This window comes from Streptomyces sp. NPDC088097, from assembly GCF_044741845.1.
GTDB lineage: Bacteria > Actinomycetota > Actinomycetes > Streptomycetales > Streptomycetaceae > Streptomyces.
Genome location: NZ_JBIUTJ010000006.1, coordinates 255398 through 281050 on the forward strand (window position 1 = coordinate 255398; position 25653 = coordinate 281050).

Below are 25653 nucleotides of genomic sequence, written 5' to 3' on the forward strand. Positions count from 1 at the left end.
TGTTGTTGTTCGCCGCGCCTCCACCGTTGTTGTTGTTATTGTTGTTGTTCGCCGCGCCTCCACCGTTGTTGTTGTTATTGTTGTTGTTCGCCGCGCCTCCACCGTTGTTGTTGTTATTGTTGTTGTTCGCCGCGCCTCCACCGTTGTTGTTGTTATTGTTGTTGTTCGCCGTGCCACCTCCGTTGTTGTTGTTATTGTTGTTGTTCGCCGTGCCCTTGCGGCATTCCGCGTTGTTCGCGCCGTTGCGGCACTTGTTGTTGTTGTTGTTATTGTTGTTGTTGTTGTGGTGTGTTCCGCCTCCACCTCCGTTGTTATTGTTGTTGTTGTTGTTTCCGCCGCCTCCGTTGTTGTTGTTATTGTTGTTGTTGTTTCCACCGCCTCCGTTGTTGTTGTTGTTATTGTTGTTGTTCCCGCCGTTGTCGCTCGGCACCACATGAGTCACCGTGGGCGTCGAAGCGGCAAATGCGACGGAAGGCACCACGGCGCCTCCGACGGCCAGAGCAGCCGATGCGGTCAGCATCGCCGCACGCTTTGCCACGTTGCTGTGCATGACACTTCCTTTCCATCTGAACCCTGCTGATTCGCAACCCGGTTCGGCTCGTCCGCTACTCGCCGCGGACCCGGTACGCAGATGCGCCTCGCGCGCGCTCACCGGCTTCGTTGCCGAGTTTCAGCGGCGCGGGATGGACGGCACGCTGCGCGCGGGGGCCCGGGTAAACGCGGGCCGGGGAGAGCCCCGGGTTCTGGACTCTGCCGCCAGGATGCGCCGCGGTACCCGGGGGTACATCGGGCGCGCACCCCAAGTTCCACGCCGGCCCGCCCCACGTTCGCCCTCAGGCCCGCCCCATCGCGCGCGACAGCGCCTGCGCCACCAGGCGGGGCCGGCCGGCCCCCGGCGCCCGGACCTTTTGCACGGCCCCGGGCACGGGGAGAAAATGGCAGGTGATGGACCTGCTAGAGCGAGAGTTCGTGCTCCAGGCCCTCGTCGGCCACCTACAAGCGGCCGTGAGCGGCCCGGGACGGCTGGTCCTTTTGCGCGGAGAGGCCGGTATCGGCAGAACCGCCGTCGTCCGCCGGCTGGAACAGCTGGCCGATCCGCGCATTCGGGTCCTCGTCGGCGCCTGTGACCCCCTGACCACGCCCCGCCCCCTCGGTCCCCTGATGGACCTGGCCCCGTCCCTGGGCCGACCGGTGCGCGCCGCCCTGGCCGGGGTGCCCGCGGCCTCGTGCCGCGCCGACGAGGTGTTCGACCACCTGCTCGCGGACCTCAGCACCTCCCCGTCCCCCAGCCTGCTGGTCGTGGAGGACGTCCACTGGGCCGACGACGCCACGCTCGACCTGCTCCGCTACCTCGTCCGGCGGCTGCCGAAAGTGCAGGCGCTCGTGGTGGTCACGTACCGCGATGACGAGATCGGCCGCACCCACCGCCTGAACGCGCTCCTCGGCACCCTCGCCGTCTACCCGTGGGTCTACCGGCAGGATCTGGCCCCCTTGAGCCGCCCGGCCGTGGCCCGGCTCGCGACCGGGCGCGCCGTCGACCCCGAGCAGCTCCACCGCCTCTCCGCCGGGAACCCGTTCCTGGTGACCGAGGTCCTGGCCGCACCCGCCGAGCCCATACCGGCCACGGTGCGCGAGGCCGTCGCCGGCCGGCTGGCCGGGCTGTCGGCCGCCGCGCGTGCGGTCGTCGACGTGCTGGCCGTCTTGGGGCGCCGGGCCCCGCTGCCGTTGCTGGTCGGCCTCCTGCCGGACCCGGAGGAGCCCTTGGCCGAGGCCGTGGCCTGCGGGATCGTGCGCACCGACGGGCAGGGCGCCGAGTTCCGGCACGAGCTGACCCGACTGGCGGTGCTGGACGCCGTCCCCGTCGCCTTCCGGCTGCGGGTGCACCGGCACGTGCTGGCGGTACTGGGGGCCGGTCCGGTCGCCGCAGAGGATCTGGCGCTGCTGGCCGATCACTCCGTCGGCGCCGGGGAGCCGAGTTCCGTGCTGAAGTACGCGCCGGCGGCGGCCGCCCACGCCGCCTCGTCGGGCGCGTACCGGGAAGCGGCCACCCAGTACGCCCGTGCCCTGCTGTACGCCGACCGCCTGCCACCCGATCGGCTGGCCCCGCTGCTGGAGGGCCATTCCGAGGCCTGTCTCCTGTCCAGCCGTCTGGATGACGGGATCGCCGCCCGTCGCACCGCGGTACGGGTACGCCGCGCACTCGGTGACCCGCTGCGCGAGGGGGACGATCTGCGCTGGCTGTCCGGCTGGCTGTGGCCGGCCGGGAGGGCCGCCGAAGCCCGACGGACCGGCCTGGACGCCGTACGGGTACTCGAAGGAGTGGGCCCGAGCCGGGAACTGGCGCGGGCGTACCTGAACCTCTGCCGACTGGCCTGCTACGCCCACGACGGGGTGGGGGCGACCGCCGCCCACGCCGAGAAGGCGGCCGCACTCGGCGAGCGCTTCGGCGACGCGGGGGTACCGGTACAGGCACGCTTCCATGCCGCTGCCGCCCGCGTGCTCTGCGAGGAGAGCGGCTGGGAGGGCTGCGAACACGCCTTGGCCGGCGCGATGGCCCAGGATCTGCCGGTGGACGCGGGCCTGTTGGCGCTCGTGACGTGCTGGTTGGCCACGCTGCGACGCGATGTCGACCGGACCGGCGCGGCCGTGAGCCGGGCGGAGTCGTACTGCCTCGATCACGACCTCCCGTCCTACCTGCTGTGCGCGACGGCCTGGGGAAGCGCGGGCCTGCTGAACGGCGGCTCGTGGATCCCGGCCGCCGATGCCGCACGGGCGGTCCTGTTCCATCCCCATGCCCCGCCGCTCGCCCGGTCCACTGCCCTGACCGTCCTGGGGCTGGTGCGGGCCCGTCAGGGCGAGACCGGGGTGTGGCCGCTCCTGGAGCAGGCGGCGGATCTGGTCGACCCCGACTGCCTGCTGGACACGGGCTTGGGCCGGGAGGCCCCTGTGGAGGCGGCCTGGCTGGCCGGTGACCACGAGCTGGTGCGGGCGGAGGCCGGGCGCGCGCTGGCCGCGCTGAACGGTCGCACCCACCCCTGGCTGTCGGGCCCCCTGGCCTGCTGGATCGCGCGCACCGGGGGTACGCCGCCGCAGGTTCCGGCGGCCGGACCCCACAGGCTGGAGCTGGCCCACGACTGGGCCGGCGCCGCGGCTCGGTGGGAGGCGCTCGGCTGCCCGTACGACGCCGCGCTCGCGCGCCTGGCCGGCGATACGCCCGCCCTGCACCAGGCCCTGACCACCTTCGAGGCCCTCGGCGCCCAGCCGGCGGCGGTACACACCCGCGCCGTCATGCGCGCCCGCGGTGTCCGCCCCGGCCGGCGCGGCCCGCGGTCGGCGACCCGGGCCAATCCGTACGGGCTGACCAACCGGGAGCTGGACGTCATAAAGCTGCTGGACGAGGGCCTGACGGATGCCGAGATCGCCGCCCGTCTCTACATCACGCCCAAGACAGCCGGGCATCACGTGGGCGCCGTGCTGGCCAAACTCGGCGTCCACACCCGCCACGAAGCCGCCCGCAAGCTGCACCACCACGAACCCTGACCCGGGTGAAGAGGATGAGGATGAGGATGAGGAAAGCAGCGATTCGACCTACCGTCCTCGCAGCCACAGCCACGGCCGCGGCCTCCTGCTGCATCACCCTCGGCTCCTGGGGCGCGTCGGCAAGTGCGGCAGCCGTCCCGCCACCGAAGTCGCCGATCTCGACCGCGTCCGGCGCGACCACGTCCGCCGCGTCGGCGCCCCGGTGCTACGCGGCACGGGGCGACCCGAGCCGGGTCGTCTGCTACCGGACGTCGTGGAAGGCGGAGTACCGGGGCGGCGACATCGTCTACGTCCCCCGACTCATCCAGGTGCCCACGCCGTCGCCCCCGCCGTCCGCCGTCATCGTGGACAGCCTGAACGACATCCGTCCCGAGGCCGGGCAGGGCAGCGGCTCGTGACTCCGCCCCGTCGGCGAAGCCCTTGTCGACGACCGCGGCGAGGTTCGGCTCGATCCGGGAGGTCAGTGGATCTGGGTGACCACCACGTCCAGGGCCCAAGACCTGCCCGCCTTCGCGGGGGCCTCGGCCTCCACCGTGAGGCCCAGGTCCCGCAGGGCCGTCACCAGCTCCGCCGGGTCCGCCGGGTCCGCACCGGCCAGCAGCAGGTCCCGGACCATCCGGCCCTTGGTGGCCTTGTTGAAGTGGCTCACCACCGACCGCTTCTCCACCCCGTCCACCGTCTGCGAGTGCAGTACCCGCACGGTGGCCGTGCGTCCGGCGAGTTCGCCCTTCGGTTTCCAGGCGGACGCGTACGCCGAGGAGCGCAGGTCGAGCACGAGCCCCTCCCCCGCAGCCTCCGGCATCACCGAGGCCATCGGGGTGCGCCAGTACGCGCCCAGCGCGCCCAGCGCCGGCAACTTGACCCCCATCGAGCAGCGGTACGAGGGGATCCGGTCGCCCACCCGGACCGCGCCCCACAGGCCGGAGAACACCAGCAGCGAGCGCTCGGCCAGGGCCGCCGCCCCGGCGGGCAGGTCGGCCAGGCCGAGGGCGTCGTAGAGGACCCCGGTGTAGATCTCCCCCGCCGGGCGGGCCGGCGCCGAGCGCAGGGCGGTGTTCTTCGCGACCTCGCCCCGCAGCCCCTCGCTCAGCCCGAGGACCTCGCGCGCCTTGAGCTCGTCACCCGCGCACAGCTCGACCAGCTCCTCCAGCACGGCCGCCCGCGCCTCGGCCAGCCCCGGCAGCGACAACGTGCCGGGCTCCAGCGGTGCGCCGGAGCCGCCGGCGGCCTTTCCCTCGGAGGGCGGCAGCAGCACGAGCACGGTGGTTCTCCTTCAGTACGACACGGCGCAGGGGGTGCGGCCCCCAGGTCAGGGTAGACCCGCTCACCGCGCCGCCCGGACCCGCCGGTTCTCAGGGCTGTCCCGCGCTCCCCGGCGGGCGCGCGGCGGCAGCCACGGCACCTCGCCGCGTTGTCGGAACGCCCCGATACGACCGGTATGAGGACGCTCCTCCGCCTTGCGATGCACCGCATCTGCCGCCGCGCGCTGATCCACCAGGGATCACGGGACAGCCCTTAGGCTCGACCCATGCCACGCCGTCACATGCACATGACCGGCGCCGACGGCGCCGCCCTACGGACCGCGCTGCGCGAGCTGCGGACGCGACTGGACGTGCCCGGGGACTTCCCCGCGGCGGTGCTCGCCGAGGCCGAGCGGGCCGCCTCCGCTCCCCGGCTCCCGGACCTGGACGCCACCGACATCCCCCTCTTCACCATCGACCCGCCGACCTCCCTGGACCTCGACCAGGCCATGCACCTGGCGAAACGGCCCTCCGGCGGCTACCGCGTCCACTACGCCATCGCCGACGTCGCCGCCTTCGTCACCCCCGGCGGCCCCCTCGACGCCGAGGCCCACCGCCGGGTCACCACCCTCTACTTCCCCGACGGCAACGTTCCGCTGCACCCGACCGCGCTCTCGCAGGACGCGGCCAGCCTGCTGCCCGACCGGACCCGGCCCGCCCTGCTGTGGCGGCTCGACCTGGACTCCGACGGCCGCGTGGAGAACACCGACGTCCGCCGGGCCCTGGTCCGCAGCCGGGCCAAACTCGACTACGACGGCGTCCAGAAGGCCATCGACAACGGCACCGCCGAGGAGCCCCTCGCCCTCCTCAAGGACATCGGCTCCCTGCGCGAGGCCCTGGAGGTCGAGCGCGGCGGCATCTCCCTCGACGTCCCCGAACAGGAGGTCGTGGCGCGGGACGGCGGCTACACCCTCGTCTACCGGGCCCCGCTGCCCGCCGACGGCTGGAACGCCCAGATCTCCCTGATGACCGGCATGGCCGCCGCCGATCTGATGCTCGCCTCCGGGACCGGCGTCCTGCGCACCCTGCCCGCCGCCCCGGACGGCGCGGTCGGGCGCCTGCGCCGGGCGGCGCAGGCCCTGCGGATCGACTGGCCGCACCACGTCCCGTACGCCCGACTGGTCCGCTCCCTCGACCCGCACCGGCCCGCGCACGCCGCCTTCCTCCAGGAGTGCACCACCCTCCTGCGCGGTGCCGGCTACACGGTCTTCACCGACGGCCGGACCCCCGACCCCGCCGTCCACGCGGCGGTCGCCGCGCCGTACACGCACTGCACGGCCCCGCTGCGCCGGCTCGTCGACCGGTACGCGGGCGAGCTGTGCGTGGCCGCCGTGGCCGGAGTCCCGGCCCCCGACTGGGCGCTCCGGGCCCTGGACGCGCTGCCCCGGGAGATGGCGGAGGGTACCCAGGCGGCCAACACGGTGGAGCGGGAGTGCGTGTCCCTCATCGAGGCGGCCCTGCTCAAGGACCGCGTCGGGGAGACCTTCGAGGCAACGGTGATCGAGGTCAAGGAGCGCGAGCCGCTGGTGGGCACCGTCCACCTGGAGGACCCCGCGGTGGTCGGTCGCGTCGAGTCCGCCTCGGCCCCGCTGCCGCTCGGCGACCGCATCCGGGTCCGCCTCACGCAGGCCGACCCGGGCACCTCGAAGATCCTCTTCGCGCCCGTCTGACCGCCCCCGTCGAGCGCCCACCCTGGTCCCGCACCCACGCGCCTGTCATCATCGGTGCATCAACCGCCCGGGGAGGGACCGGAGATGGGTTCGGTCGACCTGCCGACGAGGCCCACGGCGCGAGGGCCCGCACCACCATCCGCACTCCCGCCCGCACCACCCCCGGGCGGACCCCGACACGGGCAGCCGCCGCCCGGGGGCCCCTCCGGAGCACGGCGGCGGCCCGCCCCCGTGCTGCGCCCGCACATCGTCAACTACACGGGGTTCCAGACCCGCTTCACCGCGCCCCGCCACCGGCTGGAACTCCCCACCGGCTTCGTCACCCTCGTGTTCACCTTCAGCGAGGGCCTGTGGGTGACCCGCACCGGCCAGCTGTCCGGCGCCCGGCTGCGCCCCGCCGCCGTCTCCCGGGCCCTGATCAGCGGCCCCCGTACGATCCCGGCCCTCGGGGTCCACTCGGGCGCGGTGCACGGGCTGGAGGTGAACATGAGCCCGTTGGGCGCCTACCGGCTCTTCGGGGTGCCGATGGCGCAGTTCGACGAGAGCCTGGTCGATCTGTCCGAGGTGCTCGGCCCCGAAGGGCGCCGGCTCGCCGAACGCCTCCAGTCCCTCGCCGGCTGGGCCGAGCGCTTCGACCTCCTCGACTCCGTCTTCGCCGCCCGCCTGGAACGGGGCCCCGTCACCACCCCCGAGGTGCGCGGGGCGCTGGCCGGGCTGTGGGCCGACAGTGGGCCGGGGGCGCTGGCGCGGGCCAGCGCCGAGACCGGCTGGAGCGGGCGCCACCTGCGCTCCCGTTTCCGCGAGCAGGTCGGTCTGGCGCCCAAGGGGGTCGCGCGGGTGTTCCGGCTCCAGCACGCGCTGCGCCGGCTCACGGCCGGGGAGGCCCCGGCCCAGGTCGCGGCCGCCTGCGGCTACCACGACCAGGCGCACTTCAGCCGGGACGTGAAGGCCATGACGGGCCTGGCGCCGAGCCGGTTCGTCCAGCTGCGCGGGGGCCTGCCGCCCGGCTCCGTCCTGGACCGGCTGCCGGGCCGGATCACCAGCGTGCTGCTGCCGCCCGACCTCGGGCAACTGCCGCCCGACCTCGGCTGACTGCCGCCGACAGCCGTTTTCTGCAAGACAGGCGCGTTCCCTCCTTGCCACGCTCGACGGACGACTCCTCCTCCCCCCGGAGAGTCCCCACGCAGTGCGGCAGCCCGTCACGGGGGTGCGGGTTGCCGCACCGCGCCGACCAGCGCGCCCGGGTCGTCCGCGTGGAAGCGGATCGTACGGGCCGACGCGCGGGCCCCGAGCGGCCGGCGGAACTCCAGCGGCCGCTTCAGCTCCACCGTCACCGTCGTCTGGCTGCCCACGATCAGGTCCAGCACCCCGTCCTCGGACAGCGTCACGAGCCGGCCCTCGGGATAGCGCCGGTCCACCCGGACCGAGGCCACCGCCTCCGGCGGGACGGTCAGGTCGAACAGGGCCCCGTAGCGGATCCGCAGGGTCCCGTCGGGGCGCACCACGTGCGGCCGGGTGACGCAGGCGGCGTGCAGGGCGAGCACCAGCAGCACCCCGTACACGTCGAGGACCAGGACCACCCGGTGCACGGCCGGCCAGGGGATCAGCAGGGCCAGCGCGACGGTCTCGATCACCGACACGAAGAGCAGCCCGTACATCATGGCCGTCTGGGGGCCGGTGTAGGCGCCGGCCAGGTCTCCCGGGCGCACCCCGTGCCGACGCCGCAGCACCCAGCGGCCGAGGGAGCCGGCGGCCCGGACCTCGTGGAGCAGGAGGCTGCGCACGGACTCGGGCACGGTGGCCCGCACCGCCTGCCGCCGGGCCGCGCGCGGGTCGGCGCCCCGGGCGCGGGCGGCGGCGTACAGCGATCGCAGCACCCAGGCCTCCAGGGCGAGCACCGCCAGGACGAGCGCCTCGGCGCCGACGAGCAGCCACCCGGGCGGGCGCGGTCCGGCCACGACGCAGAGGACGAGGAGCAGTTCACCCGGGACCACGGCGGCGGCCGCCAGTCGGGCGGCCCGTACCGGCGCGCTCACGGCCGGCCCCCGACCCGGCCCGCGAAGGCCTTCATGACCCGTCGGACCACTTCGGCCTGGGCGGGCGGGAAGTCGGCGAGCAGCGCGTCGGCGAACCCGGGGACCGTCGTCCCGCCGGTCGGGAACGCCGCGAACACCTCGGCGGGAACGGCGGCGACCAGCGCGTCGGCGAGGGGGCCGACGCGGGGGTCGTCGGCGGGGGCGTCCGCCAGCTCGTCGAGGCGCTCGTAGAGGGCGAGGACGGCCGGGTCGGCGGCGACGGGGGCGAGCGCGGCGTAGACCTCCTGGCCGGCGGCTCCGGTGGCGTCGAGCAGGAGGAGGTGCTCGCGGTCCTTGGCGGCCGAGGGCGACGCGGTGGCCGGGGCCCGGGCCAGAAGCGCGGCGAGCGCCGGCGAGACGGGCTCGCCGTACGTGCCGTCGCCGGCCCCGGGGGCGTCGGCGAGGAGCAGGGCGAGCCGGCGGCGGCGTTCGGCCAGGTCGGCCTCCTGGCGGGCGAGGTCGTCGTCCAGTTCCCGGAGCACCTCGGCCAACTCGCGCCCCGCGTCGTCCGCGAGCACGTCGCGCACTTCGTCGAGGCCGAGCCCGAGTTCGGTGAGCCGGCGCACGCGGGCCGTCAGCACCGCGTCGCGCACGGTGTAGGCCCGGTAGCCGTTGGGGCGCCGCTCCGGCTCCGGGAGCAGCCCGACATGGTGGTAGTGCCGGATCGCCCGGGTCGTGACCCCGACAAGCGCGGCGATCTCTCCGATCCGCATGGGGACCAGTAGAAACCCTGCCGCTGCGTCAAGGTCAAGCCGCCGTGACCCAGCCGGTAACATGGTCGCCACGACAGACGAGTCGGCCGGGCGGCCGCGTCGGGGTCTCCGGATCCCGCCGAGGAACGTCCGGGCTCCACAGGGCAGGGTGGTGGCTAACGGCCACCCGGGGTGACCCGCGGGACAGTGCCACAGAAAACAGACCGCCGGGGGCTTCGGCCTCCGGTAAGGGTGAAACGGTGGTGTAAGAGACCACCAGCGCCTGAGGTGACTCAGGCGGCTAGGTAAACCCCACCCGGAGCAAGGTCAAGAGGGGTCCTCCTCGGAGGGCCCTGCGCGGACGATCGAGGGCTGCCCGCCCGATGTTCGCGGGTAGACCGCACGAGACCGGTGGCAACGCCGGTCCTAGATGGATGGCCGTCTCCCCGGCGACCGCGAGGTCTCCGGGCGACAGAACCCGGCGTACAGGCCGGCTCGTCTGCCGACCCGCCCGGTTCGGGGTTCTCCTCGGACCGGGCGGGTTTTCGCATGTCCGGGCCCGGCCCGCGCCTGGGATGATGCCCGGGAGGCGCCGTACGGGCGCGGGAGACGGGGGTGCACGCGGATGACGACGCTGATCCTGATCGGGGTCCTGGTGCTGGCCGTGGGCGGCTGCGCCTGCGTGGTGTGGGCGGAGCGGGGCGGGCCCCGTTGGGTGCGCGCGGTGGCGGCCCTGACCCTGGGCGCGGGCACGATGGTGCGCCGAGCCGAGAAGAAGCGCCGCCGCCGGGGCCTGACGGGCGGCAACAACGGCGGGGGCGACGGGGACTAGGCCGTCTCTTTCGGCTTGGCGGGCCTGGCCCGGCAAGATCCGAGAGAGACGGCCCAGGTGCTGCGTCGGCGCTCCCTGGCGTCGAGAATGTGGCTGCGGCTCCGTCCCGGGGGTACCAGGGGCCGGAACGGTCCGCGCGACGGAGAAGGAGCACCCATGACGCTTCAGCGGATGGACAACGTAGGCATCGTCGTCGACGACCTGAAGGCCGCCGTCGCCTTCTTCACCGAGTTGGGCATGGAGCTGGAGGGCGAAGCGGAGCTGGAGGGGGTCTGCCCGGACCGGATGCTCGGCCTCGACGGGGTCCGCAGCGCCATCGCGATGATGCGCACCCCGGACGGCCACGGCAAGGTGGAACTGACCAAGTTCCACGCCCCCGCGGCGGTCACCGCGGAACCGCTCGACCCGCCGCCCCACACTCTGGGCCTGCACCGTGTCATGTTCGCCGTCGACGACATCGACGACACGGTCACCCGCCTGCGCCGCCATGGCGCCGAACTCCTCGGCGAGGTGGCGCAGTACGAGAACGTCTACCGCCTCTGCAACCTCCGCGGCCCCTCGGGAATCATCGTCGCGCTGGCCGAACGGATCGGCTAAGGGCTGTCCCGTAATCCGTGGCGCCCACCAGGGATGACGGGACAGCCCTCGGAGCGTCTCCTTCGGATCTCGGTGGGCTCGCCGAGATCCGAAAGAGACGGGCCAGACGCCCCCTAGCGCAGGTGCGAGGTGTCGTTCAGGAGGCGGACCGAGGCGTTGCCGTCGGCGTAGTAGGCCACCGCCGAGAGGGAGGCGGCCGACAGTTCCATCTTGAACAGGGACTCCGGCGGTGCGCCGAGCGCGAGCCGGACCAGCGTCTTGACCGGGGTCACGTGCGTGACCAGCAGCACGGTGCGGCCCGCGTACGCGGACAGCAGCCGGTCACGGGCGGCCGAGACGCGGCGGGTGACGGCGGTGAAGCTCTCGCCGCCGCCGGTCGGGGCCGCCTTCGAGGAGTCCAGCCAGGCCTGGAGGTCGGCCGGGAACCGCTCGCGCACCTCGGCGAAGGTCAGGCCCTCCCAGGCCCCGAAGTCCGTTTCGCGCAGGCCCTCTTCGACGACGACGGGCAGCCCGAGGCGGTCGGCGACGGCCTGGGCGGTCTCCCGGCAGCGCAGCAGCGGGGAGCTGACCACGGCCTGTACGGTGCCCCGCGCGGCCAGCGCCTCGGCCACCGCGGCGGCCTGCCGGCGGCCCGCCGGGGACAGCTCCGGGTCGGTGCCACCGCTGCCGGAGAAGCGCTTCTGCGGGGTCAGCGCGGTCTCGCCGTGACGCAGCAGCACGAAGGTGGCGGGGGTGCCGAGGTCCGGGCCCCACCCGGTGGTGGTGGCACCCGCCCGGCCGTCCCGCGCCGGGGGCGAACCGACCTGGCCGGAGCCGGCGACCACGAGGCGCTCCGCCTCGACCGTCGCCGGGGCGGACCCGAACGCTTCCGGGTCGCCGAACAGGGTGTCGCCGCCGGTCGCGCCCGTCGTCCCGGCGGTGACCGTCGCGCCGGCCACGCCCCGGGCGGCCCGGGTGTCCGAGGCGGCGGCCCCGGCCGATCCCGTACCGCCGCCGGAGGCCAGCGCCGCGCGGACGGCCGCCGCGCCCGCCGCCGCGTCGCCGGGGGGTCCTTCCGGGACGGGGGTGGAGCGGAGCGAGGCGGTGGAGGCCGAGGGCTCCCACTGCCGGCCGTGCTTGGCCGCGTCCATCGCCTCGTTGGCGAGCCGGTCGGCGTGCTTGTTCCGCTCGCGCGGGATCCACTCGTAGGTGACCTGCGCGCGCGGCAGGATCTTCGCGGCCTCGGCGGCGAGCGGCTTCATGTCGGGGTGCTTGATCTTCCAGCGCCCCGACATCTGCTCCACGACGAGCTTGGAGTCCATGCGGACCCGCACCTCCGCGTCCGGCGCCAGCTCGCGCGCCGCCTTGAGGCCCGCGATCAGGCCCTTGTACTCGGCGACGTTGTTCGTCGCCACGCCGATGGACTCGGCGCGTTCGGCGAGGGTCTCACCCGTGGCGGGGTCGAGGACGACCGCGCCGTAGCCGGCGGGCCCCGGGTTGCCCCGGGAGCCGCCGTCCGCCTCGACGACGAAACGCGGCATCAGATCCCCGAGTCCGCCGCACGGACCAGGATGCGGCCGCAGTTCTCGTGGCGGACGACCTGGTCGCGGGCCGCGGACTTGATCTCGTTGATCTCGGCCATGTCCAGCTCCAGCCGGCAGCCCTCGCAGCGGCGCTGGTAGAGGCGCGCGGCGCCGACCCCGCCCTGCTTGGTACGGATCTTCTCGTACAGCGCGATCAGGGGGGCCGGCATGGAGCCGACGATGATCTCGCGGTCCTTGCCGATCTTCGCGACCTCGGTGTCGATCTCGCCGGTGGCGGCGTCGCGGCGCGCGGTGGCGTCGACGAGCTTGGCCTCCAGGGCGGCGACGCGGTCGGTCAGCTCGGTGACGCGCTCCTGCGCGGCCTCCAGGCGCTCCATGACCTCCAGGACCACGTCCTCCAGATCGCCCTGGCGCTTGGCGAGGGAGACGACCTCGCTCTGGAGGTTCGCCAGGTCCCGGGCGGAGATGCCCACGCCGGTGTCCAGGCGCTGCTGGTCACGGGCCGCGCGCTGGCGCACCAGGTCGACGTCCTGCTCGGCCTTGGTCTGCTCGCGGGCGGCGTCGGCGGCCTGGGTCTGGGCGGCGACGAGCAGGTCGCGCTGCCGGCTGAGGTCCTTGGTCAGGGAGTCGACCTCGACGTGCTCGGGCAGCGACTTGCGCTTGTGGGCGAGCTGGGACAGCCGGACGTCCAGGGCCTGGACGTCGAGGAGTCGGATCTGGTCGGCGGGCTCGGCGTTCAGTTGGGGGCTCCAGTGTGGGAAGGGGGTGTGACGGACGGGGCGTGCGCCGTCCAGGGGTCGGTGACCGTGCGCGAGACGTGGGTCCGCAGACCCCATCCGTGGCGCTCGGAGATCGCGTCGAGCTGGGCCGCGGCCTGCTCGCACCAGGGCCACTCGGTGGCCCAGTGGGCGGCGTCGACGAGGGCCATCGGGCTCTCGCCGCGGGCCTCGGAGACCGGGTGGTGGCGCAGGTCGGCGGTGAGGAAGGCGTCCACTCCGGCGGCGCGGGCCTGCGCGAAGAGGCTGTCGCCGGAGCCGCCGCTGACGGCGACGGTGCGCACGAGGGCGTCGGGGTCGCCGGCGGCGCGGACGCCCTGCGCGGTGGCGGGCAGCCAGGCGGCGGCGCGGGCGGTGAACTCGCGCAGGGTCTCGGGGCGGTCCAGCTCGCAGATCCGGCCCAGACCCCGGCGGCCCGCCGGGTCGGTGGGGTCGGGCACGAGGGGGCCGGTGACGCGCAGGTCGAGGGCGCCCGCGAGGGCGTCGGAGACCCCGGGGTCGGCCGTGTCGGCGTTGGTGTGGGCGACGTGCAGCGCGATGTCGTTCTTGATCAGCGTGTGCACGACGCGGCCCTTGAAGGAGCCGGCCTCGACGGTGGTGGTCCCGCGCAGGTAGAGGGGGTGGTGGGTGACGACGAGGTCCGCGCCCAGGGTGAGGGCTTCGTCGACGATCTCCTGTACGGGGTCCACGGCGAACAGCACGCGGGAGACCTCGGCGTCGGGGTCGCCGCACACGGTGCCGACGGCGTCCCACTGCTCGGCCCGGGAGGGGGGCCAGAGAGCGTCCAGCGCGGCGATGACTTCGGAGAGACGGGGCACGGGCCAAGGCTACCGTCCGCGCGCCGCCCTCCCTCCGGAGCCCGGGCGCCACCGGGTGCCGCTCGACGGGGAGGCCGCGGAGGTCGTCGGGGACCGGGTCGGCCGCCCCCGTGCCCGGGGGTGGGAGGCGCCTCACCACCCTCTGACCCCAAACGCCCCGGTATGCCACAGCACAGTCGCGCCTCCTGTCACAGGGGAACGGGCGAGTGGCCACCCGTACGTGTGAAGCCTGCTGAGACGTGTTGTCCGGCGGGAAGCCGGAAAACTAGCTTCCTCGGCGGAGGTGACGGCGCCGATGACTGTCTGTGCCACCGAGATCGAGATGACGACCACCGCCCCGTTCACGATCGCCGCCGACGGCTCCTACGCCGCGCGGCTGGCCGGGGAGGGCGATGCGCGGTACCCGGAGCGCTGGACGCTCGGCGGACCGGAGCCCTACGCGGTGCCGTTGCCGCTGGCCCAGCCCGAGGATGCCGACAGCGAGCTGCTGCCGCTGACCGACGGGCGGGTGCTGATCCACCGCCGGGTGGCCGACCGGCACGCGTTCGCCCTGCTGTACCCCTCGGGCGGCCCCTCGACCGGGCCGCGCACCGGGGAGCTGCAACTGGGCTCCGTGCCGGCGCGGGAGGGCGTACGGGTCCGCATGCTGGCGGCCTCCCCGGACGGACACGCCGCCTTCGCCCTGGCGGTGGGGCCCGAGGAGTCCACCGTGTGGCAGGTCGCCGGGATCCCCGGCGGGCCGCGGCGGGCCGCCGTGCTCCCGGGCCGCTGCTCGGGCGGGGTCTGGCTGGACCGGACGGGCCGACTGCTGGCCCTGGACCACGAACTCGGGGGCCGCACCAAGGCCGTCGCCGTGGACCTGGCCCGGGGCGGCGAGGTCAGCCCGCTGCTCCAGATCGCCGAGGACAGCGACGACCGGCTCCTGCTGGCCGCCCCCGACAGCGGGTTGCTGCTGATCCGTTCCGACGCCCCCGGCGAGGACCGGCTCGGCTGGGGGGTGCTGGGCAGCGCCCGCCCGGTGCGGTTCCCGGAGTGCCTGCGGCTGGAGGACGCGCACCCCTTCGCCGTCCAGCCGGGGCAGGTCCTGATGCCGGAGACCTGCGGGGTCGCGCTGCGCGTCGGGGAGTCGGGCATCGCCCTGTGGCGCCCGGCCGACCGGCACGTCTTCCGGCTCGGCGCCCCGGTGGGCTGGCTCGGCGGGACCGGCCTGTGGAGCGCGGAGGGCCGGCTGTGCCTCCCGTACGCCACCCCGGACGCCCCCTGTGGCCTGATGGGGATCGGTCGGCCGGTCGCCCCACCCCCGCCCGTCCGCCTGGAAGCCCCGACTCCGGCCCCGGCGGACGCGCCCGCGCCCCTGCGTCCGGTCCCGCTCCAGCAGGCACCGCTGGGCTGAGCTACGGCCCCGGCCGGGGGCGTGATAGGCAGGGCGGGTGACGATCTCCCCCGCCCCCGGCGCGCCCCGGCCCTTCGACGCGGTCCTCTGCGACGTGGACAACGTCATCCGCTTCTACGACTCCAGCCCGCTCGGCGCCCTCGAACGCGCCGCCGGGCTCCCCGAGGGGACCACCGCCGGGGTGGCCTTCTCCCCCGCGATGGACGGCCCCCTGCTGTTGGGCCGGATCACGATGGAGCAGTGGGCGGACTCGGTCGCCGGGGAACTGGCCGCGACGGCCCCGGTGTCCGGGGAACGGGCCCGGGAACTGGCGGGGGCCCTCGCGGGATCCCCCTTCGCTGCCGACCCGGAGGTGGTCTCCGTCCTGCGGGCGGCCCGCGCGGCCGGGCTGACCCTGGTCCTGGTGACCAACGCCACCCTGGACCTGGAGCGGGACCTGGAGTCGATGGGCCTGACGGACCTCGCGCACCACGTCGTCAGCAGCGCCCGGGTGGGCGTGGTCAAGCCCGACCGGGAGATCTACGAGATCGCCCTCGGCCGGGCCGAGGCCGCGCCGCACCGGTGCCTGTTCGTGGACGACCTGCGGGAGAACGTCGAGGCCGCCGAGGCCCTCGGCATGAAGGGCGTGCACTACGGCGGCCCCGCGGACCTGCGCACGGCGCTCGGCCTGCCGCTCTGAGCGGCCGGAGCTACGTCCGCAGGGTGGCGCGGACCGCGGCGATCCGGGCGTGGTACTCGGCCGCCTCCCGCATCACGGTGTGGGTCACCCATTCCTGCGGGAAGTTCCGGTTCAGTCGAGCCTCGACGGTGTCGAAGACGGTCTGCGGATCGGCCACCGACCAGGTGCGCACCACCCACGCCGGCGGGTCGTTCATCGGCGGCAGTTCGGCCGACGGGAGGAACGGCAGCTGTCGCCAGGCGGTGGTGCTGCCGACCGTGCTCAGCCGGGGCTCGGCGAGGAAGGCCCCGAGCCGGGTGCCGAGCGTGGCGAGGTCGATGGTGCGCCCGCCGCCCCAGAAGGTGCGCATCGCCTCCAGGGTCTCCTGGTCGTCGGGCTTGCGCAGGGTCATGCCCTCGGTGGTGAGTCCGGCCCACCAGGGCGCCGTGTAGGCGCCGATGTAGCCCTGGTGGAGGACCGCCCCCTGGTCGGAGGGGCGCTTCTCGACGACGAAGTGGTGCAGCATCGGGTTGAAGACCTCGTAGACGGTCCGCACCGCGACGGGGGTGAGCAGGAGCTGTCGCAGGGCGGCCCCCTGCCCGTGTCCGAAGGTCGTCTCCGCCTCGCGCTGGATGTCGCCGCCGAGGTCGAGCAGCCGCCCCGTCATGTGTTCGCCGGTCATCCCGCAGGTGCCCCAGGCGTACGAGTAGCGGCGCTCGTGGTCGACGATGTCCTGCGCGCCCGTCACCACGCTCGACGGGTCATAGCGCACGAGCGCCGTCTGTGGCCGCACCGGGATCCTCCCCGCCAGCGCCGCGGGCGGTACGGCGCCCAGCCCGTTCCAGGCGCCGAGGGCGGTGGCCGCGGCCGCCCACGTCGGGAAGGCGTAGCCGTTGAGCGGATCGCTCGCCAGGGCCAGGAGACCCGGGTGGCGGACGGTCGCGGCGAGGGCCACCAGGCCCGTGACGGGCGGGGCCAGGGCGAGGGCCGCCGCGCTCGCGTACGAAACTCCGAGCAGGGTGACGGTTCCGCCGGGCAGGGTGAGGCTTGCCGGACGGCGGGCCACGGTCAGCATGTTGGGCAGGGTCTGCGGGGTGCGCTGCTCGGGCGGCGCGGCCTCGAAGATGTTGAGCGCCCGGTAGAAGGCGTTCTCGTTCGGGAAGGTCCAGGCGCTGCCCGGGACCCCGAACAGGAAGGTCAGCGAGGGGGCGTGGCCGCCCGCGCCGAGCCCGTTGCCGAGCTGGTCGAGCGCCTTGCGCCGGATGGCGATGTCGGCCGGCGGGTACTTGGTCGTGCCGATCTGTACGTACACGGATGCCTCCCCCTCGGGCGTCCGGGCGGCGGACGCCCCCCGGCACCTGCTGCTCCGCGACGCACCGTACTCGCGCGGTGACGCGGCGGCAATGGCCCGGCGGGGCGGGCGGGGACGGCCGTGTGCCCCGGCGGGGAGACCGGGGCACACGGTGGTCGCGAGGGACTCGGGCGGGTCAGCTCACCTGGAGGGTGGCGTCGTCCACCACGAAGGAGGTCTGGAGGGACTGGTCCTCGACCCCCTGGAACTGGAGGGTGACGCTCTGGCCGGCGAAGCGGGAGACGTCGTAGGTCTTCAGGACGTAGCCGGAGCCGGCGTCCACGTTGGACAGGGTCTCCAGCGTCTGGCCGCCGATCGAGACCTTGAGGGTGTCGTAGACGACGCTCTCCGTCTCGTCGGTGTCGATGTGCAGGTAGAAGGCCAGTTGGTAGGTGGAGCAACCCGACGGGACGGTCAGCGACTGGGAGGCGCCGTCCGTGTGCTGGCTGCCCCAGCCGTTGAGCCAGGCCATGTACGAGCCGGCGTGCGGGGCCTGCCCGGCCTGGTTGGTGATGACGCCCGAGGTGGCGCTCCAGGGGCTCGCGCCGTTCTCGAAGCCGCCGTTGGCGACGACCTGGCGCGGGGTGCAGGTGCCGCCGCCGCCCCCGACGGTCAGGGTGTAGGTGGTGCTGTGGGCGACGGTGCCGTTGCCGGTCACGGTCAGGGTGTAGGTGCCCTGCGCGGTGCCCGCGCCGACCTGCACGGAGAGCGTCGAGGACTGCCCGGACTGGACGGACGTCGGGCTCAGCGAGGCGGTCACGCCGGAGGGCGCGCCGGAGACGGACAGGGCGACGGTCTGGGCGGCGCCGCTGATGGTGGTGGTGTTCACGGTGGAGGTGGCGCTGCCGCCGGGGTTGGCGGAACCCGCCGCGGGCGAGGTGGCGAGGGAGAAGTCCTGCGCGGGGCTCTCGCCGCCGACGGCCTGCTTCCAGACGGCGTAGGCGACACCGTCGGCGCTGCGGTCCAGGACCGTGGCGCTGATGTTGTTCGTGGTGTCACAGGCGCTGTGGTAGCAGGAGTCGTAGGCCGCGTTGGCGGTGCCGCCCCACTTCGTGGCCTGGGCCGAGGTCTTGCGGGCGCTGGCGCCGGCCGCGTAGCCGGAGGTGGGGATGCCGGCCTGCTGGAAGGAGTAGTCGTCGCTGCGGCCCTGGCCTTCCACGTTCTCCTCGGGGGCGAGGTTCAGGGAGGTCCAGTAGGCCTTGAGGGGGGCGGAGGTCGTCGAGTTGACGTTGTTGATGAAGTAGCCGCCGTTGGTGGAGCCCACCATGTCGAAGTTGTAGTAGCCCTTGATGGCGGAGCGCTGGGTGGTGCTGAGCTGGTTGACGTAGAACTTGGAGCCGTTGAGGCCCTGCTCCTCGTCGGTCCACCAGGCGAAGCGGACGTGCTTGGTCATGGTGGGGTTCTTCTGGGCCAGGACCAGCGCGTTCTCCAGCAGGGTCGCGGAGCCGGAGCCGTTGTCGTTGATGCCGGGTCCGGCGGAGACGCTGTCGAGGTGGGCGCCGAACATGACGGTCTGGTCGGCGGGGCCGCCGGGCCAGTCGGCGATCAGGTTGTTCGACGGGTAGGTGCAGGAGGTGCAGTTCTGCTCGGTGACGGTGTAGCCGGCCGCCTGGAGCTTGCCCTTCACGTAGGCGAGGGACTGGGTGTATCCGGCGCTGCCGGCGCGGCGGTTGCCGCCGTTCTGCGAGGCGATGGTGTTGAGCTGGGTCAGGTGCGCCTGGACGTTGGCGACGTTGATGTTCGGCGGGTCGTTGCCCGGCTGGGTGCCGCCGACGTTGAGCGCGTAGTCGACGGTGTGCGCGATGCTCGGGCCCTGGGCCTTGACGACGATCGTGGAGGCCCCGGGGGCCGCGCTGGAGTTCGCGGACAGGGTCAGCGTCGAGGACTGGCCGGACTGCACGGTGGCCGGGTTGAAGGCGGCGGTGACGCCGGCGGGCAGGCCGGTGGCGCTGAGGGTCAGCTGCTGGGCCTGGCCGGTGGTGGTGCTGGTGGCGACCGAGGTGGTGACGGATCCGCCCTGCTGGACGGTGCCCGAGGCGGGGTTCAGGGCGAGCGAGAAGTCGTCGTTCTGCCCGCTCGGGGTGCAGGTCGGGTCGGCGCTCTGGGCGGGCACGCTGATGGCGTCCCAGGCGGCCTTCGTCTTGTTGAAGAGGTTGCAGGTGGTCGGGTCGAGCGACTTGGCGGAGCCGAGGGTCGCCGTGCGGTACTTCTTGTAGGACATGCTGCTGGTCTTGAGCAGCATGCCGCCGTAGAAGATCTTGCCCGCGTTCTGGACGCCGACGCCGGTCAGGGTGGTGGAGTTGCAGGTGCTGCTGTTGGGCTTGCCGCCGCCGGGGCTGGTGCCCTCGGCGAGCAGGTAGAACCAGTGGTTCAGCGGGCCCGCCGCCGCGTGCACCTCGGTGCCGGGTATCGCGGAGCTGTAGCAGGCCGGGTCGTTGTTGACGGCCGGCGGGTTGTACATGTTCCGGATCGGGCCCCGACCCTGGAGGTTGATCATCTCGCCGACGGTGTAGTCCGGGGTGTCGTACGGGGACGGCTCGTTGACGTACGCCTCGGTGAGCGCGCCGAAGATGTCTCCGGTGCCCTCGCCCAGACCGGCCTCCTGGCCGCTGGTGCCGCCGGGGGTGTTGGTGTCGATGGCGTGCCCGTACTCGTGGGCGACGACGTCCACGCCGGCGATCCACTCGTTGGCGCTGTTGTGACCGATGGTGACGGAGCTGCCGTCCCAGTAGGCGTTGAGGTCGCTCAGGCCGACCTTGCCGGGGAAGCTGCGGCCGTTGCCGCTGACGCCGTTGCGGCCGAGCCACTGGCCCAGCATGTCCCACTGCTTCTGGGCGGCGAACATCAGGTCCGTACAGCCGGTCTCCTTGGAGGTGGGGTTGCCCGTGCCCCAGGAGTCGGAGGCCTTCGAGAAGACGCTGCCGGAGCTGTAGTCGGCGCAGCTCAGGCCGGTCCGGTTCGGGTCGCGCAGGGAGTAGGTGCCGCCCGAGGCGGTGGTGTCGATCGTGAGCGGGTTCGGCCCGTTCCACTTGCTGGTGCCGCTGCCCGCGACGACCTCGTCGTGCCGGTCGACGACCTTGCCGGTACGGGCGTCCACGAACACGTGCAGTTTGCTGGGCGCGGTCTTGGTGCGGCCGGAAAGGACGGTCTCCCAGGCCAGGACCGGCTTGTCGGCCTTGAGGCGGACGACGAGGCGGCTGTCGAGGACCGTGTCGACCCGCTCCAGCTCGGCGCGGGAGGTCGCCTCGGCCGCCTTGGCGCCGACGGACGGGGTGGTGGCCACGTCGATCACGGTGGCGGAGGCCGACTGCACGGCGCGCACCTTGCCCTCGCCGTCGGCCAGGACGACCGCGTCGCCGCCGACGACCGGCAGCCCGCGGTAGCTGCGCTCGTAGGCGACCGAGTACAGGTCCTGCACCCAGGGGGTGACCAGGCGGCGTTCGTACTGCTGCTGGGGGGAGTTGACGAGGGTGTCGAGGCCGCTGCGAACCGCCGCGTCGGCGGCGGCGACCGCCCGGTCGGCCGACTTGGGGGGGTCGGCCTGGGTCCGGGTCTGGGGCGTGGCCGCCGCGGTGCCGGCCAGCGCGCCGGCGAGGCCCGCGGTCAGCGCCATGGCGGCCACGGAAGCCATCCATCTGGTGGGCTGCAAGAGTCCACTCCGATCGTGTGGGGGGGGTCCGGCCAGCCGTTCGCTCGCCGTTCGCCGCCGAGTATGGGCGTGGACATGGCGAGAACGGGACATCTCTGCGGGCATAAGGTCCGCGTTATGGTGCGCCCGGGTCACCCTGCGTAAGCTGCCCGGATGCAGCTGGAGTTGAGGCATCTGCAGGCCATCTGCGAGATAGCGGAGGTCGGCAGCCTGGGGGGCGCGGCGCGGCGGCTGGGGATCTCGCAGCCGGCGCTCTCGGCCCAGTTGCGCCGGATCGAGCGGGTCGCCGGGGGCGAGCTGTTCGTCCGGGGGCGGCACGGCGTGGAGCCCACGTCGCTGGGCGAGTTCGTACTGGCCAAGGCGCGGCGCGTGCTCAAGGAGATGGACGCCCTCGGCGCCGACGCCCGCGCCATGTCCACCGACGAGCCGCTGCGGCTCGGCTGCATCATGCTGGTGCTCCTGGACGCCCTGCTGGCCCGGACCGATCTGGCCCTGTCGGGCCGCGAGATCACCGTGGACCTGGAGGATTCGGTGACGGCGCTGGTGCGGATGCTCGGCGCGGGCCGCTACGACCTCATCGTGTACGGGGAGGTCAACGACCACGTGGTGCCGCTGCCGGCCGGCGTCCGGGCCCGGACCCTGGTGCCGATGGAGCCGTTCTGCATCCGGATGGCCGCCGGTCACCCGCTCGCGGCGCGCGAGGGCCTGGAGCTGGCCGACCTGGCGGACGAGCAGTGGATGACGCTCGTCGAGGACGACGACGGGGGCCCGGAGGCGCTGGTCGAGGCCTGTGCGAAGGCCGGGTTCGTTCCGTCGGTGCGCTACCGGATCATCGACCGCAAGATGCGGCACGACCTGATCGCGGCGGGCCGCGCGATCGCGCTGAGCCAGCCCACCGCCCCGGTCGCGGAGGGCACGGTGATGCGGCCGCTGATCGGCTCGCCGATCAACGGCCGCATCCGCCTCGCCTGGAACCGCTCGTCGGTCTCGGCGCTCCAGGCCGACATCCTCTACCGGGCGGCGGCCGGCGCGTACCTGGCCAACGTGGACAACCACCCCTTCCACCGGGCCTGGTGGGACGCGCACCCGGAGGCCCACCCGGTCCTGGACTGACCGTCCGAGAGCGCCGCGGTGCCAGCGGTGCTAGTCGTGCTTGAGGCCGAGGACCTCCGTCGCGGCGAAGGTCTCGTTCGCCGGGCGGGAGTCGTAGTGCGGGGTGAGGACCTCGACCAGCTCCTCGAAGGAGAAGGCCTCCTTGGTGGTGTCGAACTTGGCCGCCACCTTGGGCCGTTCCATCACGACGACGATGCCGCCGTGCACCACGAACAGCTGCCCGTTGGCCTTCGCCGAGGCAGGCGAGGCGAGGTAGCCGACCAGCGGGGCCACGTGCTCGGGGGCGAGGGCGTCGAGCCTGCCCTCCTCCGGGACCTGGAAGCCCGCGAAGACGTCCTCGGTCATCCGGGTCCGGGCGCGCGGGCAGATCGCGTTGGCCGTGACCCCGTACTTGGCGAGGGCCAGCGCCGTCGAGGTGGTCAGGCCGACGATGCCGCCCTTGGCCGCCGCGTAGTTCGGCTGCCCCGCCGAGCCGCCGAGGAAGGCCTCGGAGGAGGTGTTGACGATGCGGCCGTAGACCGGGCCGCCCGCCGCCTTGGACCGCTCCCGCCAGTGCACCGAGGCGAAGTGCGTGGTGTTGAAGTGGCCCTTGAGGTGGACCCGGATCACCGAGTCCCACTCCTCCTCCGACATGGAGAAGACCATCCGGTCCCGCAGGATCCCCGCGTTGTTGACGAGGACGTCGAGCTTGCCGAAGGTGGCGACGGCCAGGCCCACGAGGTCCCGGGCCTGCTCGAAGTCGGCCACGTCGCCCAGGTGCGCCACCGCCCGCCCGCCGGCCGCCCGGATCTCCTCGGCGACCTCCTCCGCCGGGGCGGCCGAGGCCTCCCCCGAGCCGTCCCGACCGCTCTGCCCGAAGTCGTTGACGACCACGCTCGCGCCGAGCCGGGCGAGTTCGATCGCCTCGGCCCGGCCGAGCCCGCGGCCGGCGCCCGTGACGATGGCGGAGAGTCCCTCAAGTGGCAGTGACATCCGTACGGTTCCTCTCGAAACGGGTCAGAGTTCGATGCAGGTGCGCAGGGCCACGCCCGTACGCATCTGGTCGAGGGCGTCGTTGATCTCGGCGAGCTTCACCCGGTGGGTGATCAGGCCCGCCAGGTCCACCCGGCCGGCCCGCCACAGGGCGATGGTCCGGTCGTAGGAGCGCAGGACGTCCCCGCCGCCGTACATCGACGGGAGGATCTTCTTCTCGTCGAAGAACAGCGAGAACATGTCGATCTGGTAGGTGTCGTCGAGGGCGCCCGCGCCGACGATGATCACGCTGCCGCCGCGCCGGGTCATCTTGTAGGCGGTGTGGGCGGTGGCGGACTTGCCGACGACCTCGAAGACGTAGTCGAAGCCCTCGCCGGCCGTGATCCGGTTCTTCGCGTCGTCGAAGGCGTCGGGGGCGATGGCCTCCGTGGCTCCGAAGCGCAGGGCGGCCTCGCGCCGGGACTCCACCGGGTCGACGGCGATGATCTGGGCCGCGCCCTGGAGCTTGGCGCCCTGGATGACGGAAATGCCGACGCCGCCGCAGCCGATGACGGCGACGGAGGAACCGGCCTCCACCTTGGCGGTGTTGACGGCCGCGCCGAGTCCGGTGGTGACGCCGCAGCCGATGAGGGCGGCGATGTCGAAGGGCACGTCGTCGGGGATCGGGACGGCGCACTTGGCGTCGACCACGAGTTCCTCGGCGAAGGTTCCGGTGGCGGCGAAGCCGAAGATGTCCCCGCCCGCGCGGCGGAAGTTGGGGGTGCCCGCGTTGACCAGGCTCTCCAGGCACAGGTGGCCCTGGCCCCGCTTGCAGGACGGACAGTGCCCGCAGGGCGGCAGCCAGCAGACCAGGACCCGGTCGCCCTGCTTGAGGTGGGTGACCCCGTCACCGACGTCGGCGATGACCCCGGAGCCCTCGTGGCCGGGGACGAAGGGCGCGGGCTGCGGCAGGACGCCGCTCATCGCGGAGAGGTCGGAGTGGCACAGGCCGGTGGCCTTGATGCGGATCTTCACCTTGCCGGGACCGAGGCCCACGGCCTCCATGTCCTCGACGACCTCCAGCTTGTCCTGGCCTATCTCGCTCTGCAGTGCTGCGCGCACGGTGCGGCTCCTTCGGTCCGTGAGGTGCTGGTTCCACGCGTACGGGACTACGCGTGTTCGACGACGGTGTCGGCGAGGACCGGGGCGTCCGCCCGGTCGGCGGCCGTCACCGAGACCAGGACGCGGCCGGGCTCCTGCCACATCCGGATGCGCAGCGTCTCGCCCGGGAAGACGATCCCGGCGAAGCGCGTGCGGTAGGCGCGGACCCGCGAGACGTCCCCGTCGAGGGCCGTGTCGACGACGGCCTTGAGGGTCATCCCGTACGAGCACAGCCCGTGCAGGATCGGCTTGTCGAAGCCGGCCAGCTTGGCGAACTCGGGGTCGGCGTGGAGCGGGTTCCAGTCTCCGGAGAGCCGGTAGAGCAGCGCCTGGTCCTCGCGGATGGTCCGCTCCTCGACGCGGTCGGGGGCGCGCTCGGGCAGGTCCTCGCGGACGGAGGGCCCGCGTTCGCCGCCGAATCCGCCCTCGCCGCGCACGAAGATCTGGGCGTCGCTGGTCCACAGCGGCCCGTCGGCGTCGGCGACCTCCGAGCGCAGCACGATCACGGCCGCCTTGCCCTTGTCGTAGACGGCGGCGACCTTGGCGCGGGTGGTGGCCTGCCCTTGGACCGGGATCGGCCGGTGCAGCTCGATGGACTGGCCGCCGTGCAGGACGGCGGCGAGGTTCACGTCGATGCCGGGGGCTGCCAGGCCGCCCATCATGGCCATGCCCGAGCCCGCGACGGTGGCGAAGCTGGGCAGGACGTGGAGCTTGGACTCCAGCGTGTAGCGGAGCTCGTCGGGGTCGTTCGCCGGGAGCCCGGCGCCGAGGCCGAGGTGGTAGAGCTGGACGTCCTTGTGGCCCCAGCCGATCTCCCCTTGGCGGGGTTCTGCGGCGAGGGCCTTGGCTGCATCGATCGGCATGGGGACGCGGCTCCCTGTCGTTGGAGTACCGAGGCGTGGAAAGACCTCGGTGCGGCCGTCCGCACCGTCGGCCGCACCGAGGTCGCATGCGGGCCGGTTCTAGAACGCGTTCTAGCGCCGGTGAAGGAATGTATAACGCACGCCCCAGCACATGGGAAGACTCCTGACTTCACGTCAGATGATCTGAGCCGGAAGCGTGTTGCCCGGCGGCCGACCGACGGCCGGTTACGCTGCGGCCGTGGACGAAATGCCCCTGACGTACCGCCGCGCCCGTTCCCTGCGGGTCCTTTTGGACCCGCCCGACCCGGCCCTGGCGATCCTCTTGGGCATGGAACCGGACATCGAGGTGGTGGCCTCCACGACGGCCCGACCGGTGGTGGCGCTGGTGGACGACGTGGCGCGGGTCGCGCCCCTCCTGGCCGAGGACCCCGAGTGCCCCGTGCTGGTGAGCGCCGGCTCGGCGCACCCGGGCCTGCGCGAGGCCGTCCTCGCGGCGGGCGCGTCGGGCCTGGTCCTGCGGGACGGCCCGGTCGGGGATCTGGCGCAGGCCCTGCGCCGGGCGGCGACCGGCGAGACGGTCGTGGATCCGGCGCTCGGGGGCCCGTAGGCACACGGCGGTGCGCGAAGACGGAAACGACCCGGCCCCCCACCGCTCGACGGCGGGGGGTCGGGTCCTGTCACGGGAGCGGC

General features: G+C 73.5%; 22 protein-coding genes and 1 other RNA gene. 11 read left to right on the forward strand and 12 right to left on the reverse strand.

Annotated elements, in window-relative coordinates:
* A partial coding sequence (locus tag ACIOD1_RS20660; protein ID WP_401903787.1) for a hypothetical protein occupies positions 1-550 on the reverse strand: 550 nt, incomplete at its 3' end.
* Positions 551-945: 395 nt separating this feature from the next.
* Here ACIOD1_RS20660 and ACIOD1_RS20665 point away from each other — a divergent pair.
* On the forward strand, positions 946-3540 hold the full coding sequence (locus tag ACIOD1_RS20665; protein ID WP_401903789.1) for an ATP-binding protein: 2595 nt from the start codon (positions 946-948) through the stop codon (positions 3538-3540).
* Between the two features lie 26 nt (positions 3541-3566).
* Entirely contained in the window at positions 3567-3938 is a 372-nt protein-coding gene (locus tag ACIOD1_RS20670) for a hypothetical protein (RefSeq protein ID WP_401903790.1), read from the forward strand.
* 62 nt (positions 3939-4000) lie between these two features.
* Here ACIOD1_RS20670 and yaaA read toward each other — a convergent pair whose 3' ends face one another.
* Positions 4001-4801, reverse strand: coding sequence for a peroxide stress protein YaaA (yaaA, locus tag ACIOD1_RS20675; RefSeq protein WP_365614051.1), 801 nt, complete (start codon positions 4799-4801; stop codon positions 4001-4003).
* Between the two features lie 267 nt (positions 4802-5068).
* Here yaaA and ACIOD1_RS20680 point away from each other — a divergent pair, with 267 nt between their 5' ends.
* Both ACIOD1_RS20680 and ACIOD1_RS20685 read left to right on the forward strand, forming a co-directional pair.
* Positions 5069-6511 carry an RNB domain-containing ribonuclease gene (locus ACIOD1_RS20680; RefSeq protein WP_401903792.1) on the forward strand — a complete coding sequence of 481 codons (1443 nt, stop codon included), beginning with the start codon at positions 5069-5071 and terminating at the stop codon, positions 6509-6511.
* 84 nt (positions 6512-6595) lie between these two features.
* Positions 6596-7603 (forward strand): helix-turn-helix transcriptional regulator, encoded by a 1008-nt coding sequence (locus ACIOD1_RS20685; protein WP_365614057.1) that lies wholly within the window; start codon positions 6596-6598, stop codon positions 7601-7603.
* Positions 7604-7710: 107 nt separating this feature from the next.
* On the opposite strand, the gene ACIOD1_RS20690 is transcribed toward ACIOD1_RS20685, so the two are convergent.
* Positions 7711-8547 (reverse strand): hypothetical protein, encoded by an 837-nt coding sequence (locus tag ACIOD1_RS20690; RefSeq protein WP_365614060.1) that lies wholly within the window; start codon positions 8545-8547, stop codon positions 7711-7713.
* Positions 8544-9299, reverse strand: coding sequence for a MerR family transcriptional regulator (locus ACIOD1_RS20695; RefSeq protein WP_401903795.1), 756 nt, complete (start codon positions 9297-9299; stop codon positions 8544-8546). Before ACIOD1_RS20695 ends, ACIOD1_RS20690 begins: the two co-directional genes overlap by 4 nt.
* Before the next feature lie 78 nt (positions 9300-9377).
* Between ACIOD1_RS20695 and rnpB the strand changes: the two genes are divergently transcribed.
* The 3 genes from rnpB to ACIOD1_RS20710 all read left to right on the forward strand — a co-directional run bounded on the left by rnpB (position 9378) and on the right by ACIOD1_RS20710 (position 10707).
* An RNA gene (gene rnpB / locus ACIOD1_RS20700) (RNase P RNA component class A) lies at positions 9378-9780 on the forward strand.
* A gap of 123 nt (positions 9781-9903) precedes the next feature.
* A complete protein-coding gene (locus ACIOD1_RS20705) occupies positions 9904-10110 on the forward strand; it encodes a hypothetical protein (RefSeq protein ID WP_365614066.1) in 207 nt (68 codons plus the stop codon).
* A gap of 156 nt (positions 10111-10266) precedes the next feature.
* Complete coding sequence (locus ACIOD1_RS20710) at positions 10267-10707, forward strand: VOC family protein (protein WP_401903798.1); 441 nt, start codon at positions 10267-10269, stop codon at positions 10705-10707.
* Positions 10708-10820: 113 nt separating this feature from the next.
* Here the strand turns inward: ACIOD1_RS20710 and ACIOD1_RS20715 are convergent, their stop codons facing one another.
* Genes ACIOD1_RS20715 through ACIOD1_RS20725 form a run of 3 tightly spaced genes read right to left on the reverse strand, consistent with a single transcriptional unit; the run spans position 10821 to position 13824 of the window.
* Positions 10821-12227: a bifunctional RNase H/acid phosphatase gene (locus tag ACIOD1_RS20715; RefSeq protein ID WP_401903800.1), complete on the reverse strand. Its 1407-nt coding sequence runs from the start codon at positions 12225-12227 to the stop codon at positions 10821-10823.
* A complete protein-coding gene (locus ACIOD1_RS20720; protein ID WP_365615015.1) occupies positions 12227-12970 on the reverse strand; it encodes a C4-type zinc ribbon domain-containing protein in 744 nt (247 codons plus the stop codon). The genes ACIOD1_RS20715 and ACIOD1_RS20720 overlap by 1 nt, the downstream gene beginning before the upstream one ends.
* Complete coding sequence (locus ACIOD1_RS20725) at positions 12967-13824, reverse strand: Nif3-like dinuclear metal center hexameric protein (protein ID WP_365614075.1); 858 nt, start codon at positions 13822-13824, stop codon at positions 12967-12969. The genes ACIOD1_RS20720 and ACIOD1_RS20725 overlap by 4 nt, the downstream gene beginning before the upstream one ends.
* 295 nt (positions 13825-14119) lie before the next feature.
* Here ACIOD1_RS20725 and ACIOD1_RS20730 point away from each other — a divergent pair, with 295 nt between their 5' ends.
* Entirely contained in the window at positions 14120-15217 is a 1098-nt protein-coding gene (locus tag ACIOD1_RS20730; protein ID WP_365614078.1) for a hypothetical protein, read from the forward strand.
* Positions 15218-15254: 37 nt separating this feature from the next.
* Positions 15255-15896: an HAD-IA family hydrolase gene (locus ACIOD1_RS20735; protein ID WP_365614081.1), complete on the forward strand. Its 642-nt coding sequence runs from the start codon at positions 15255-15257 to the stop codon at positions 15894-15896.
* Positions 15897-15906: 10 nt separating this feature from the next.
* On the opposite strand, the gene ACIOD1_RS20740 is transcribed toward ACIOD1_RS20735, so the two are convergent.
* Positions 15907-17187, reverse strand: coding sequence for a hypothetical protein (locus tag ACIOD1_RS20740; RefSeq protein ID WP_365614084.1), 1281 nt, complete (start codon positions 17185-17187; stop codon positions 15907-15909).
* Positions 17188-17362: 175 nt separating this feature from the next.
* Entirely contained in the window at positions 17363-20857 is a 3495-nt protein-coding gene (locus tag ACIOD1_RS20745; protein WP_401903898.1) for a M28 family peptidase, read from the reverse strand.
* A 171-nt stretch (positions 20858-21028) separates the two neighbouring features.
* Here ACIOD1_RS20745 and ACIOD1_RS20750 point away from each other — a divergent pair, with 171 nt between their 5' ends.
* On the forward strand, positions 21029-21988 hold the full coding sequence (locus ACIOD1_RS20750; RefSeq protein ID WP_365614087.1) for a LysR family transcriptional regulator: 960 nt from the start codon (positions 21029-21031) through the stop codon (positions 21986-21988).
* 30 nt (positions 21989-22018) lie between these two features.
* Here ACIOD1_RS20750 and ACIOD1_RS20755 read toward each other — a convergent pair whose 3' ends face one another.
* Genes ACIOD1_RS20755 through ACIOD1_RS20765 form a run of 3 tightly spaced genes read right to left on the reverse strand, consistent with a single transcriptional unit; the run spans position 22019 to position 24963 of the window.
* Positions 22019-22960, reverse strand: coding sequence for a 3-oxoacyl-ACP reductase (locus tag ACIOD1_RS20755; protein ID WP_365614090.1), 942 nt, complete (start codon positions 22958-22960; stop codon positions 22019-22021).
* 24 nt (positions 22961-22984) lie between these two features.
* Positions 22985-24061 carry a Zn-dependent alcohol dehydrogenase gene (locus tag ACIOD1_RS20760; RefSeq protein ID WP_365614093.1) on the reverse strand — a complete coding sequence of 359 codons (1077 nt, stop codon included), beginning with the start codon at positions 24059-24061 and terminating at the stop codon, positions 22985-22987.
* Between the two features lie 47 nt (positions 24062-24108).
* Entirely contained in the window at positions 24109-24963 is an 855-nt protein-coding gene (locus tag ACIOD1_RS20765) for a MaoC/PaaZ C-terminal domain-containing protein (protein ID WP_365614096.1), read from the reverse strand.
* A 247-nt stretch (positions 24964-25210) separates the two neighbouring features.
* On the opposite strand from ACIOD1_RS20765, the gene ACIOD1_RS20770 reads away from it, so the two are divergent.
* Positions 25211-25570, forward strand: a complete 360-nt coding sequence (locus ACIOD1_RS20770; protein ID WP_365615021.1) for a DNA-binding response regulator — start codon at positions 25211-25213, stop codon at positions 25568-25570.
* Positions 25571-25653: the final 83 nt, after the last annotated feature.

What these genes read in the sequence shown, in the direction of transcription:
- ACIOD1_RS20730 (WP_365614078.1), top strand. Translation starts at nt 14,120, where the DNA reads ATGACTGTCTGTGCCACCGAGATCGAGATGACGACCACCGCCCCGTTC.
- ACIOD1_RS20705 (WP_365614066.1), top strand. Translation starts at nt 9,904, where the DNA reads ATGACGACGCTGATCCTGATCGGGGTCCTGGTGCTGGCCGTGGGCGGC.
- ACIOD1_RS20750 (WP_365614087.1), top strand. Translation starts at nt 21,029, where the DNA reads ATGCAGCTGGAGTTGAGGCATCTGCAGGCCATCTGCGAGATAGCGGAG.
- ACIOD1_RS20715 (WP_401903800.1), bottom strand. Translation starts at nt 12,227, where the DNA reads ATGCCGCGTTTCGTCGTCGAGGCGGACGGCGGCTCCCGGGGCAACCCG.
- ACIOD1_RS20770 (WP_365615021.1), top strand. Translation starts at nt 25,211, where the DNA reads ATGCCCCTGACGTACCGCCGCGCCCGTTCCCTGCGGGTCCTTTTGGAC.
- ACIOD1_RS20755 (WP_365614090.1), bottom strand. Translation starts at nt 22,960, where the DNA reads ATGTCACTGCCACTTGAGGGACTCTCCGCCATCGTCACGGGCGCCGGC.
- ACIOD1_RS20670 (WP_401903790.1), top strand. Translation starts at nt 3,567, where the DNA reads ATGAGGAAAGCAGCGATTCGACCTACCGTCCTCGCAGCCACAGCCACG.
- ACIOD1_RS20695 (WP_401903795.1), bottom strand. Translation starts at nt 9,299, where the DNA reads ATGCGGATCGGAGAGATCGCCGCGCTTGTCGGGGTCACGACCCGGGCG.
- ACIOD1_RS20685 (WP_365614057.1), top strand. Translation starts at nt 6,596, where the DNA reads ATGGGTTCGGTCGACCTGCCGACGAGGCCCACGGCGCGAGGGCCCGCA.
- ACIOD1_RS20765 (WP_365614096.1), bottom strand. Translation starts at nt 24,963, where the DNA reads ATGCCGATCGATGCAGCCAAGGCCCTCGCCGCAGAACCCCGCCAAGGG.
- ACIOD1_RS20680 (WP_401903792.1), top strand. Translation starts at nt 5,069, where the DNA reads ATGCCACGCCGTCACATGCACATGACCGGCGCCGACGGCGCCGCCCTA.
- ACIOD1_RS20745 (WP_401903898.1), bottom strand. Translation starts at nt 20,857, where the DNA reads ATGGCTTCCGTGGCCGCCATGGCGCTGACCGCGGGCCTCGCCGGCGCG.
- ACIOD1_RS20710 (WP_401903798.1), top strand. Translation starts at nt 10,267, where the DNA reads ATGACGCTTCAGCGGATGGACAACGTAGGCATCGTCGTCGACGACCTG.
- ACIOD1_RS20665 (WP_401903789.1), top strand. Translation starts at nt 946, where the DNA reads ATGGACCTGCTAGAGCGAGAGTTCGTGCTCCAGGCCCTCGTCGGCCAC.